General features: G+C 32.5%; 13 protein-coding genes and 1 rRNA gene. All 14 read right to left on the minus strand.

Annotated features, from left to right (window positions below):
* Positions 1 to 74 (minus strand): 5S ribosomal RNA (rrf, locus tag AC2FB1_RS07890); the annotation flags it as partial.
* 321 nt (positions 75 to 395) lie between these two features.
* A complete protein-coding gene (gene lysS / locus AC2FB1_RS07895; RefSeq protein WP_490674707.1) occupies positions 396 to 1,886 on the minus strand; it encodes a lysine--tRNA ligase in 1,491 nt (496 codons plus the stop codon).
* A gap of 158 nt (positions 1,887 to 2,044) precedes the next feature.
* The gene (gene folK / locus AC2FB1_RS07900) at positions 2,045 to 2,524 is read right to left on the minus strand and encodes a 2-amino-4-hydroxy-6-hydroxymethyldihydropteridine diphosphokinase (protein ID WP_490674708.1); all 480 of its coding nucleotides are present in this window, start codon (positions 2,522 to 2,524) and stop codon (positions 2,045 to 2,047) included.
* Positions 2,524 to 2,889, minus strand: a complete 366-nt coding sequence (folB, locus tag AC2FB1_RS07905; protein WP_490674709.1) for a dihydroneopterin aldolase — start codon at positions 2,887 to 2,889, stop codon at positions 2,524 to 2,526. Before folB ends, folK begins: the two co-directional genes overlap by 1 nt.
* Positions 2,867 to 3,670 carry a dihydropteroate synthase gene (folP, locus tag AC2FB1_RS07910; protein ID WP_490674710.1) on the minus strand — a complete coding sequence of 268 codons (804 nt, stop codon included), beginning with the start codon at positions 3,668 to 3,670 and terminating at the stop codon, positions 2,867 to 2,869. The genes folB and folP overlap by 23 nt, the downstream gene beginning before the upstream one ends.
* A gap of 193 nt (positions 3,671 to 3,863) precedes the next feature.
* Positions 3,864 to 4,796 carry a cysteine synthase A gene (gene cysK, locus AC2FB1_RS07915; RefSeq protein ID WP_490674711.1) on the minus strand — a complete coding sequence of 311 codons (933 nt, stop codon included), beginning with the start codon at positions 4,794 to 4,796 and terminating at the stop codon, positions 3,864 to 3,866.
* A gap of 196 nt (positions 4,797 to 4,992) precedes the next feature.
* Positions 4,993 to 5,877, minus strand: a complete 885-nt coding sequence (hslO, locus tag AC2FB1_RS07920) for an Hsp33 family molecular chaperone HslO (protein ID WP_490674712.1) — start codon at positions 5,875 to 5,877, stop codon at positions 4,993 to 4,995.
* A 189-nt stretch (positions 5,878 to 6,066) separates the two neighbouring features.
* Positions 6,067 to 8,202 (minus strand): ATP-dependent zinc metalloprotease FtsH, encoded by a 2,136-nt coding sequence (gene ftsH / locus AC2FB1_RS07925; RefSeq protein WP_490674713.1) that lies wholly within the window; start codon positions 8,200 to 8,202, stop codon positions 6,067 to 6,069.
* 279 nt (positions 8,203 to 8,481) lie between these two features.
* Positions 8,482 to 9,021: a hypoxanthine phosphoribosyltransferase gene (gene hpt / locus AC2FB1_RS07930; protein ID WP_490674714.1), complete on the minus strand. Its 540-nt coding sequence runs from the start codon at positions 9,019 to 9,021 to the stop codon at positions 8,482 to 8,484.
* The gene (tilS, locus tag AC2FB1_RS07935) at positions 9,022 to 10,323 is read right to left on the minus strand and encodes a tRNA lysidine(34) synthetase TilS (RefSeq protein WP_490674715.1); all 1,302 of its coding nucleotides are present in this window, start codon (positions 10,321 to 10,323) and stop codon (positions 9,022 to 9,024) included.
* 207 nt (positions 10,324 to 10,530) lie between these two features.
* A complete protein-coding gene (locus AC2FB1_RS07940) occupies positions 10,531 to 10,932 on the minus strand; it encodes a S1 domain-containing RNA-binding protein (RefSeq protein ID WP_490674716.1) in 402 nt (133 codons plus the stop codon).
* Between the two features lie 131 nt (positions 10,933 to 11,063).
* Positions 11,064 to 11,459, minus strand: a complete 396-nt coding sequence (gene divIC / locus AC2FB1_RS07945; RefSeq protein WP_490674717.1) for a cell division protein DivIC — start codon at positions 11,457 to 11,459, stop codon at positions 11,064 to 11,066.
* A gap of 35 nt (positions 11,460 to 11,494) precedes the next feature.
* On the minus strand, positions 11,495 to 11,767 hold the full coding sequence (locus AC2FB1_RS07950; protein WP_490674718.1) for an RNA-binding S4 domain-containing protein: 273 nt from the start codon (positions 11,765 to 11,767) through the stop codon (positions 11,495 to 11,497).
* Complete coding sequence (locus tag AC2FB1_RS07955; RefSeq protein ID WP_490674719.1) at positions 11,764 to 12,954, minus strand: MazG nucleotide pyrophosphohydrolase domain-containing protein; 1,191 nt, start codon at positions 12,952 to 12,954, stop codon at positions 11,764 to 11,766. Before AC2FB1_RS07955 ends, AC2FB1_RS07950 begins: the two co-directional genes overlap by 4 nt.

A 12,954-nucleotide genomic window follows, 5' to 3' on the forward strand; every position in this document is an offset into this window, starting at 1 on the left:
CCATCGGCGCTAAGGAGCTTAACTTCTGTGTTCGGCATGGGAACAGGTGTGACCTCCTTGCCATTGTCACCAGACAATAACTTACTTAATTAATTATATTATTAATTAATTAATTTTTCAATAGTTAATTTTACACTTTATTAAAATTCTTTTTACAAGTGTTTTACAAAATTAACTTTTGTTTTTGACGACTTTTATATCTTATAATAATTAACTTAAAATGTCAACTACTTTTTTACTTCTTTTTAAAAAAGTAGTTTCTTTCTTGAACACTCATAGTATACTATCATATCTGTTTTATAATGACTAGTCTTTTTTAAAATTAATCTATTATTTTTTATTTCATAATAAAAAAACGTTGCTAACTTTAGCTAGCAACGCTCTTCTCTTCAACCTTATTTTTGTCTCATGTAAGGGAATAATAATACATCTCTGATAGATGGAGAGTCTGTTAATAACATAACTAATCTATCTATACCAATTCCTAGTCCACCTGTTGGAGGCATACCATATTCAAGTGCTTCGATATAATCTTCGTCCATTTCATGTGCTTCGTCATTACCTTGCTCTTTTTCAACAAGTTGTGCTTCGAATCGTTCACGTTGATCAATTGGATCATTTAATTCTGTAAATGCATTTGCATGTTCTCTACCTACAATAAATAACTCAAAGCGATCAGTATATCTTGGATCTTCTGGATTCTTTTTAGCAAGCGGAGAAATTTCAATTGGATGTCCATAAATAAATGTAGGTTGAGTTAATGTTTCTTCAACTTTTTGTTCAAAGAATTCATTTAAAATATGTCCATATTTCATGTTCTCTGTAATTTCAATGTCATGCTCTTTAGCCAATGCTTTAGCTTCTTCATCAGTTTTGACATCATAGAAGTTTACACCTGTAGCCTCTTTTACAGCATCTACAATATGTAGACGTTTCCAATCTGATTCTAAGTCTATCTCTTCGCCATTATATTGTACTTTTGCTGAACCTAATACAGTTTGTGCAATATGTCTAACCATAGATTCTGTTAAATCCATGATATCATGAAAATCAGCATACGCTTCATATAACTCAATCATAGTAAACTCAGGGTTATGACGTGTTGATACACCTTCATTACGGAATACGCGACCAATTTCATAAACTTTTTCTAATCCGCCTACAATTAATCGTTTTAAATGTAACTCTATCGCAATACGCATGTATAATGTTGCATCTAGTGCGTTATGGTGTGTAACAAATGGACGCGCTGCGGCGCCACCAGCAATTTGATGCATCATTGGAGTTTCTACTTCTAAATAGCCTCTTTGATTTAAATAATTTCTCATTTCTTGAATGATTTTACTACGATTAATAAATGTACGAGTGCTATCTTGGTTAGTAATTAAATCAAGATAACGTTGGCGATATCTTTGTTCAATATCTTGTAAACCATGAAATTTATCGGGTAATGGTCTTAAAGCTTTAGATAATAATGTAAATGACTTAGCTTTTACTGATAATTCACCAGTATTCGTTTTAAACATGACACCTTCAATGCCTACAATATCACCCAAATCTGTTGTTTTCCAAAGATTATCAAAAGGTTCTTCGCCAATTTGATCTTTACGTACATAAATTTGAATTTGACCTGTTAAATCTTGTACATGTGCAAATCCTGCTTTCCCTTTACCACGTTTTGTCATCAAACGTCCTGCAATTGAAACTTGACTTTCCTCTTCTTTTTCATGTAATTCTTCTTTAGAAAAACTATCCCATTTTTCTTTTAGTTCTCTTGCTGTAGCTGTGCGTTCAAAGCGTTTACCAAATGGATCAATTCCTAAATCGATAAGTTCTTGTAATTTTTGTCGACGAACTTGCATTTGGTCATTCATTTCTTCTGACATTACTCTCTCTCCTTTAAACTTCCTGTTTTACTATTAGTGGATTTTATATACCTATTAAAAATATTGTAAAATATTTTCTATTCAATATTTATATAGCCACATAGTTGAATTCTTAAAATATATTTACATTTCAGAATTTAAACACATAATTTAAGCACTTAGTCTTTATATTTCTTAACCGTATCATCCGGAAAAACTAAGTCATGAATTTTCTGATTTAATCGCGGAATCATTTTATCCGATGCAATATCGTTTAACGGTATAAGTACAAAAGCACGCTCTTGCATTCGTGGGTGAGGTACACTTAAATTGTCTGCTTCAATAACATTGTCACTATATAATAAGATATCTATATCTAATGTTCTAGGACCCCACCGTATTTCTCTTACTCGATGCAGTTGTTGTTCAATGTTTAAACAATGCTTAAGTAGTTGTTGAGGCGACAACTCTGTTTCAATCTCTAAACATAAATTTAAGAAATTAGGCTGGTCAGTATAACCAACCGGTGCAGTTTCGTATATTGATGATTGTTTTGTTACCTTTATACCCTTAATATTTCCAATTAAATCAATTGCCTTAAGAAGTTGTTGTTTTCTATCACCAATATTACTTCCTAAACCTAAATATGCTTTTACCATTAACGATTCTCCCTCACTATTTCAATACCAACACCATCATAATGTCCAGGTATAGGTGGATTTTCTTTAGTGATTTTGACTTTCGTTTCCATTACACGATTATAGTGTGAATTTATACGTTTTGCAATAAGTTCAGCTAGATGTTCGATTAAATTGCAAGGCGGACCTTCAACAATATCTTTTACATCTTCAAACACTTCGCCATAATGCACGGTATCATTAACATCATCTGTCTGACCAGCTTTTGATAAATCCACTTTTAAAGTTACATCTACTAAAAAAATTTGACCTGTTTCATTCTCAGCTGACAGTGCACCATGATATCCATAAAACTTCATCCCTTTAAGAAAGATAATGTCGCTCATTTTCATTCTCCTTCAAAAAATCTATACCTTGAGCTAAACGTACATTCAATTGAACATTATGTACGCGAACTGCTTTTATACCTTTCATTATACCATAGGCAGTAGTAGCAGCAGTGGCCTCATCTCTTTCTTTTGGTGTCGTATCAGTAGAAATCATTTCTTTAATGAAACGCTTACGACTTGTCGCTAATAAAATAGGATAATCTGTAGCTACTAGTTCATCTAATCGAGCCATTACTTCATTTTCTTCTTCTCTACTTTTGGCAAATCCAATTCCAGGATCTAACCATATTTTATGTTTTGGAATTCCTACCATTTCTGCTTTATTTGCTTGCTTTATCAGTGTTAATAGCATTTCTTCGACAACAGGTTGGTCACGATGGCCATCTCCATTATGCATTAACACAATTTCCGCTTCATATTCAGCAACTACATCTAAAATATGAGGGTCATACAACCCAGCCCATTGGTCATTAATCATTGTTGCTCCTAATTTCAGACAAGCTTCAGCAACCTCACTACGATAAGTATCTATAGAAATTTGTACATTTAGTTTCACTAATTCTTTTACAATTGGAACTACACGTTGCAATTCTTCTTCTAAAGACACTTCTGTGTAGCCAGGTCTTGTTGATACACCACCTACATCTATAATGTCTACACCTTCATTAATCATTTCTTTAGCGCGTGTAACTGCGTTATCGATTGAATTGTACTGACCGCCATCTGAAAACGAATCAGGTGTTACGTTTAAAATTCCCATAATTTTTGTTTTACCCACTACCAATCATCCTTTGTTTTTAAAAATAAATATGTATACTCTCATGATACACTCATTTAGTCTATATTTCAGTATTGTTTAACTAAGACAATCTTTATAATCATACAAAATAAAATGGCTGGCTTCACATTTAACGAAACCAACCATTTCTTGTTTATAAAACATTCTATTTAAATATCAACTCATGTCATCATTAATTATCGAATGAATATAATGGTGTAGATAAGTAACGTTCACCATTACTTGGTAATACTGTTACAACTGTTTTACCTTTACCTAACTCTTTTGCTTTTTCGATTGCTGCATAAATTGCTGCACCTGAAGAAATACCTGCTAAGATACCTTCTTCTTTAGCCACACGACGTGATGTTTCCATTGCAGTTTCATTACCAACTTTAATGATACTATCATAAATATTAGTATTTAAAGTATCAGGTACAAAACCAGCACCTAAACCTTGTAATTTATGTGGGCCAGGTTCTCCACCACTTAATACAGGAGAGCCTTCTGGTTCAATCGCTACAATTTCAATGTTAGGATATTTTTCTTTTAAGACTTTACCTACACCAGATAATGTACCACCTGTACCAACACCTGCTAAGAAAGCATCAATTTGTTTACCTTCAAATTGTTCAACTAATTCAGGACCAGTTGTTAATGCATGTACTTCAGGGTTAGCTGGGTTTTCAAATTGCTGTGGTTCGAAATAACCATATTCTTCTTTTAATTCTTTAGCTTTCTTAATAGCACCTTTCATCGCTTCAGATCCAGGCGTTAAAACTAATTCAGCACCATATGCTTTTAATAAGTTACGACGTTCAGAACTCATTGTTTCAGGCATAGTGAAGACTGCTTTATAACCTTTTGCTGCACAAACAAATGCTAAACCAATACCAGTATTCCCACTTGTTGGTTCTACAATTGTATCGCCAGGTTTAATTTTCCCTTCTTTTTCAGCTTTTTCAATCATTGCTAAAGCAATACGATCTTTTACAGAGCCACCTGGATTTTGATATTCTAATTTTACATATACATCTGCCACATCTTCATCTACTACGTTTCTTAATTTTACTACCGGTGTGTTGCCAATAATTTGTGTAATATTTTCTACAGGTTTTTGTGCCATCGAAAAAACGCTCCTTTAACTTTCAAATTTAAAACTTAGTTTTTCTATCGGATATAACTATATTCTATCAGAATTTTCTAAAAAGACAAAGCTATTTCTTTAAATATGATGTAATATTTTACTTTTGCTATTTACATTTTGTTCTTCCCATATAAAAAGAGCAATAAACATACGTTTATTGCTCACTAACATTCTACTATTTTTTTACGGCATCAAGTAATTCTTGAAGTTCACTTTCAGAATAATGATATTTATTTCCACAGAAATGACATACTGCCTCAGCACCATGATCTTCTTTAATCATATCTTCAATTTCTGCTTCACCTAAACCTTTAATTGCATTTAGGAACTTTTCATGACTACAGTTACATTCAAATTGTGCATCCATTGTTTCTAAAATGTGCACATTCTCTTCACCTAAAATTTCATTTAAAATACCTTCTGGTGTTAAACCTTGTTCAATTAATTTAGAAACAGGTTGCATTTGGTTAATTGCATTTTCTAATTTAGTAATTGTTTCTTCTTTAGCACCTGGCATTACTTGTATAATAAAGCCACCAGCTGCTTTAATAGAGTTATCAGGATTAACAAGTACACCTAATCCTACTGATGATGGCGTCTGTTCACTTGTAGCAAAGTAATAAGTGAAATCTTCTCCAAGCTCACCAGAAACAATTGGACTTGCACCTGAGAAATAATCCTTCATTCCTACATCTTTAACAACTTGAATTGCGCCTTCAGTACCTACTGCTCGTCTTACATCCAATTTACCTTGCTCATTAAGTGGAAAATGAGTTTGGGGATGGTCAACATATGCACGGACATTTCCTTGCGCATCTGCATCAGCAACAATTCGACCAATAGGGCCCTTCCCGTCTACTGTAACAGTAAGCTTCTGATCTCCTTTTAACATTGCGCCCATTAATAATGTTGCTGTCATTGTTCTACCCATAGCTGCTGAAGCTGTTGGCCATGTATAATGGCGTGTTTGACCTTCTTGAACTGATTCAGTTGTTAATGCAGCATACGCACGAACTTCTCCATCAAAAGCCAATGATTTAACAATATAATCATGTGTCATTATTCTAACATCTCCTTTATGTTGTTATATTTTCATTTATTTTAAAATCTAATATTAAATCCTTCATTAAGAATATCTATTTTACACTGCTTATTTACGAATATGAAGTAACTTGCTCTAGAGTATATATTAAAAACTCTTCCGAGTAAGGCGATTGACCCTAGTCGAAAGAGTTTTTATGACTAACTATTATTCTCTATGATTTGAATCTGTTGGATGCTCTATATTTGGCGATTGTTCATAACCTGTTTCATTTTCATCTCTATCATTTCTTTGTGAATGATCTTGAGAACCTTCACGATCTGAACGACGATTATTTCTGTAGTGATCGATTCTATCATCTTCTCTACGGTCTTCTTTTTCATCCTTACGACCTTCTTCAAGTTGTTCTTCACGAATATCCTCGTAAGATTTACCATATTTTCCATTAGAGAACTCTGAATCATCTCTATCTTCATCTTTCACCACTTTAGCAGCATCATAATCCACTGTTGGTAGCACACCATCATAGAATAATGAACGTATTTGCTCTGCTACTAATGTTTCTTCAGTTAATAATGTTTTAGCTATCAGTTTCAATTGAGATTCATGTTCTAATAAAATTTGTTTACAACGTTCATATTGTTCTTTAATAATACGTTGAACTTCTTTATCAATTTCATAAGCAATTTGACCTGAATAATTAGGTTCCCCTTGCATATCTTTACCTAAGAAAACTTGGCCACCACTACTTGTAGAGAATTGTAAAGGTCCTAATTTCTTACTCATACCGTATTCAGTCACCATTGAACGTGCAATTTGTGTTGCTCTTTCAAAGTCATTTGAAGCGCCTGTTGATACTTCATGGAAGTTAATATCTTCAGATACACGACCACCTAAAAGACCACAAATTTTATCTAACAATTCCGGCTCTGTCATTAAGAAGCGATCTTGTTTAGGTAACATCATTGCGTAACCACCTGCTTGTCCACGAGGTACAATCGTTACTTTGTGTACAACTTCTGCTTCATCAAGTACCATACCAATAACGGTATGACCTGCTTCATGATGTGCTACAATATTACGTTCTTTATCAGAAATAACACGAGATTTTTTCGCTGGACCCGCAATAACTCGGTCTGTTGCTTCTTCAATATCACGCATATCTATTTTATTTTTACCTTCACGTGCAGCAATCAATGATGCTTCGTTTAATAGATTTTCTAAATCTGCACCAGAGAAACCAGGCGTTCTTTGAGAAATAGCTTTTAAATCAACAGTTTCATCAAGTGGTTTGTTTTTAGCATGAACATGAAGAATAGCTTCACGGCCTTTAACATCTGGACGACCTACTTGAATTTGTCTGTCGAAACGACCAGGACGTAATAATGCAGGATCAAGAATGTCAGGACGGTTTGTTGCTGCAATCATGATGATACCTTCGTTTTCACCGAAACCATCCATTTCAACTAATAATTGGTTCAGCGTTTGTTCACGTTCGTCGTGACCGCCACCAACACCAGCACCACGTTGACGACCAACAGCATCAATTTCATCTATGAAAATAATGCATGGTGCATTTTTCTTAGCATTTTCAAATAAATCACGTACACGACTTGCACCGACACCTACAAACATTTCAACGAAATCAGAACCACTGATTGAGAAGAATGGCGCGCCAGCTTCACCTGCAACTGCACGTGCTAATAATGTTTTACCTGTACCTGGTGGGCCTACAAGTAAGACACCTTTAGGTATTCTTGAACCCATTTTTTTAAATTTCTTATTATCTTTTAAGAAATCTACAATTTCAATTAACTCTTGTTTTTCTTCGTCTGCCCCAGCAACATCTGAGAAACGAACACGGCGTTTTTGGTTGTCGTACATTTTGGCTTTGGATTTACCAAAGTTCATCATACGACCTCCACCGCCGCCACCTTGTGCTTGACTAAGGAAGAATATGAATAATAAAGCAATAATTAATACTGGAATAAGCGTTGTCAACATGCTGACAAAGACACTTTGTTTTTCTTCTTCTTTAACTGTAAAATCTAATCCTTTTTGGCTACGAGCTTCACTTGTTATTTTTTGTAAATCTTTTTCGTTATTGTATAAAATCGTTGAAGAATAATCTTCATCATTTTTAGTTTTACCACTTACCAAGTACACATTTTGTTCAGGTTGGATTTCTAAAGTTTTAAGATCACCTTTATCCAATTTCTCTACAAACTGTGAATAGGAAAGTTGTTTCGGTGTGTTTCCGTTACCATTAATATATGAGAAAACACCGAATATAATAACGCCAATAAATGCGATAACTAGCACATTGCGAAAAGCTTTTTGCATGCGTCATTTCCTCCTATTTCTATAATAAAGCTAACAAAAATTGTAACATAATCTAGCTTATAAAGGCTAGTATTTCAACTTTTGTAGCGCTTTTCTAACTCTAGTTAATTATTTTATATTCATCATTTGCCCATTTCTCTTTTTTTCAATACTTATGTATAGTCGTTTCATAAAATGTACAATTTTGAATATAAAATGAGTCTACACTAAATTATATCGTTAGTATAGTTATTATATTTAAAAATCCAATTATTGTATTTACTAATATATTATAACTTTTTATTTATTGTAAATCTCAGGTTTCAATGTACCTATGTAAGGAAGATTACGATAATGTTCAGCATAGTCTAATCCATAACCAACTACAAATTCATCGGGAATTTTTTTGCCGACATATTTTGCTTCAATGTCTGCTTTACGACGATTCGGTTTATCTAACAATGTAACGATTTCTAATGAGTTAACTTTACGCGATTGTAGTAATTCAGTAATTGATTTTAAAGTTGTCCCTGTTTCTAAAATATCTTCAATAATAAGGACATCTTTATTCTCAATAGAAGCACTTAAATCTTTTAAAATTTGTACTTCTCCTGTTGATTCTGTACCTCCGTGATAACTTGAAACATCCATAAAATCAATTGCTAAATGTGTATCAATACGTTTAATTAAATCTGCCATAAACATCACTGATCCTTTAAGGATACCAACGCATACGAGCGGTTTATCTTTGTAGTCTCTAGTCAATTGTTCACCTAAATTTTTACAAATTTCTTGAATTTCTTCTTCAGTTAATAAAATATCTTTTAAATCGTCTTTCATTTATGAGTCATCTCCAGTTTTTTTAATATCTATTATACTTTTAAAGTTTGTTGCCACATAAAGTTGTCCTACAGCAATAACTCGTTGTTTCGCATCTAAAACGATAGGTATTTGTGTACGTTCTATGCTATCAATTTTCTTATCAATAAATAAACGACTTACTTTTTTATGTCCATGACTGCCATTTAATTTAAACTTATCCCCATCTCTACGTGTTCGAATCGTTAGCGGCCAATCTATTGATTCTTCATTATCATTCGGATGAATTGTAATTAAATAGTGACCAAATTGATATGTATGAGGATGCGTAACAATCTGTTCATTAAGTAGAGATTGTTCATAATGAGCCATTATTATAAATTTATCATATGCAATTTGAATTATCCATTTTTCAGTGAGGGGAATTTTAATTTGAGATTGTTTACTCTTAATTTGTTCAAACCATTCACTATAATTTTTTTCTGAAAAAGTTTTATTTAAATGAAGCACCTCAAATATACGATCTAATAGAATCATTTTTGAAATGTCATCTAATTGATTAAAAGACTCTCGAGATAATTGTATACGTTCTTCATTCAGATGGATTTCAACATGTTGCTCTATAAAGTAACTTATTCGTTGTTGTGTAAGTTGTAACTGCATGTCGTGCCAATTTTTCAATTTTATCAATTGTTCTACATTGAAATCTTTGTTTTTACCAATAGATGGTAAAAGTCGATTACGAATATCATTTCTTGCATACTTATTATGGTGATTAGATTCATCTTCATAAAAAGGAACACGATGAATCGTTTGATAATGCTTTATATCGTTTTTATATGTCTCTAGCAGAGGACGACATATATAGTAATGATTTCGTTTAGTACATTCATTTATTCCTAATGAATTACGAGTTGATCGACCCGTAAAAATACGATAAAAAATCGTTTCAAGTTGGTCATTTAAATGATGAGCCGTTAATAAAACATCAGCATTTATCCTTCTCATCATCTCATCAAACCATTGATAACGTAAATCTCTCGCTTCAGATTGAATACTTTTGCCTTTAGCTACGGTTTCTGATAAGTCTAAATGTTTAACATAACAGGGAATTTGATATTGTTCACAGAATTGTTTAATGAATATTTCTTCTTTAATAGATGCATCTCTTAAACCATGGTTTACATGTAAACATGTTATAGATTGATATGAATGCGATAAATCATTTAGTAATTTATACAATAAACACATACTATCGATTCCTGTAGATACCGCAATTGCTAAATGATCCGTCTTTTTCCAAAGAGACGTTTTCACTTCCACATTACTAAACCTCCTTACTTATGCTAAATGATTGATATAACGAAAAAAGAGTGAGATAGAACTTTAATTTTAGTTCTTTATCTCACCCCTGGCATAGATCTTATATGACCTTATGCGTTTAAGTTATTATCAATAAATATTAATCTAGAATAAATGATTGGAACCAGGGCTCCGTTAGCTTAGCTATATTTACTCATACAAATATAATTAACGTCTAGATCCCTTACCACCACGTCTTGATTCTGTTTGACGTTTAATAGAAGTCAATTTGTCTTCACTGTCTTTTAAGAAATTACTTAATTTCTTTTCAAAATCTTCTGCTTTTTGTTGAGGTGGTTTATTTTGATTAGATTTGTGATGTGGACGACGAGGGCGATCTTTCGCTTTTTTAATTGAAAGACTGATTTTACCATCATCTGCAATAGATAAAACTTTTACTTCCACTTCATCTCCAACTGATAAATGATCTTCTACATTTTCAACATAGCTATCAGCAACTTCACTAATATGAACTAAGCCACTTTTACCTTCAGGTAATTCTACAAACGCACCAAATTTTTTGATACCTGTAACTTTACCTTTTAGCTTGTTTCCTACTTCGATTGACATATTCTAAATAAATCCTCCCGATAATGTTTCAATTTTAACCTTATTATATTCCTGTTTTAAAATTTACACAATGCTATAAAACAATTATTTTAAATTAAGCGTTTTACCTTTTTTAAAATTTTCTAATCTTTTTAATTATTGCTAGAGGATTTAGAATTAGAAGGTGATTTATCATTAGGTAATTTAAAAATAATTTCTCCTTTATTACTTAAATAATAGTCATCTCGAGCAACTTTTTCTATATAATCTTTATCATTAAGATTATTAAGTTCTTCTTTTAATGCTATTTCCTCATCTTGTTTCTTTTGAAATTGTTCTTCTTTATGCTTTCGTTCTACTGTTGCTTGATTGTTACTTTGTTTTTGGAAGACAAGCATGATAGATAGAATAATAATCATTGCTAACAATAATCCTCCAAAAACTGTCACTCTTCGACGAACAACACGTATTCGTTTTTGTTGACGCTGTTTTTTTCGATTTCGTTCTGAAGTATATTGATTTCTTATATGTTCTACCTTTTTACTCATAACTTGTCACCTTCTTTAGACGTTTCAACCATAGGCTACGCTTCTTCAGATTGCTGAACACGTTCTTCCTTAATCAGTTCATACATGTTTTTAGCATTTTCTTTTGATGCGTGTTCACTTAGCCCAGTTACTTTAACCGTCACACTTTTTTGTCCAAAGCGAATGACTAATTCATCGTCCACTTTTACGTCTGTGCCAGCTTTAGCTACATTACCATTAATTGTTACACGTCCTTGATCACTCATTTCTTTAGCAAGCGTACGACGTTTTACAAGTCTTGATACTTTTAAATATTTATCTAATCTCATTCATTGTTCTCCCCTTGTTGTAAATAATTTTTAAGGGTTTCTTCATTAAAATCCTTATTTTTGGTTTTATCATACAATGTCATAAAATGGTCTGCAAATACTTTCTCAAATTTCACGCGAGGTATTTTACCTTCTTTTGCTTTTGCATCCTTCCAAACATCATTTAAATCTTCTATTGTTTCAACTGTTTTATCTCCGAATATATGAGGATGTCTACGAATCATCTTAGCATTTAGGCTTTCAATAACTTCTTTAATATCCATATATCCTTCTTTTTTACCAATGCTCGTATGAAGTAACACTTGTAACAGAATATCTCCAAGTTCTTCAATCATATGCCAATCATCTTCATTATCTATTGCTTCAAACAATTCAAATGTTTCTTCTAATAAATAACGTTTAAGTGATTCATGAGTTTGTACACGATCCCATGGACAGCCTTTTTCCTCATCTACTAGATAATCAATCGTATGAACTGCAAAATCAAAATCAGCATACTTATCTTCATCACGAGTTATTTTAGGTACAAATACACTTGTCAGATTATTAAACATATCTTCATTATGGTCTAACTCAAATAACGGTACTTCTAATATTTTAGCACCTTGGCTATTAGCACCAGTAACTATCTTCACTTTAAAATCGTCTGGATAACGTTCCATTAACGTAAGTTTAACATCTGCTGCAATCATCGCACTATATACCTGTGTAATTAATGTATGTGTTCGAATATTTAATGTATTTTCTTTTAAAATGGTGCCATCTAACAATGTAAATCCATCGTTAGGATCTTCATCGATTGCAACAAATATATCATCTATAAAACTTTTACCACCTAAAATCTTTACTTGTATATCATCATTGTTTTTATTATAATCAAGCAATTTAGCAGTAGTAGTCTCTGCTACGCGTGGATGTCCAGGCACTACATAAACAGTATCATGTATACGCGTTTCTTCTATTAAAGTTTCAACAATATGTTGATAAACCGCTTCAAATTGATCATACTTTTCGTACACATCATCAAAACTTTTAAATTCAATATCACTTTTTAAACCTTTAATAACAGGATGTTCGAGAGTTCTTACATATACACTTTTTTGCTCTTTTAAAAAGCGATAGACACCTAAAGTTAAATCATCCATACTATGATTGCCTATACCAACGATAGTAAGGGTATGCGTCAT

It is taken from the genome of Staphylococcus sp. CoH_129_LAB_1 (assembly GCF_058191515.1).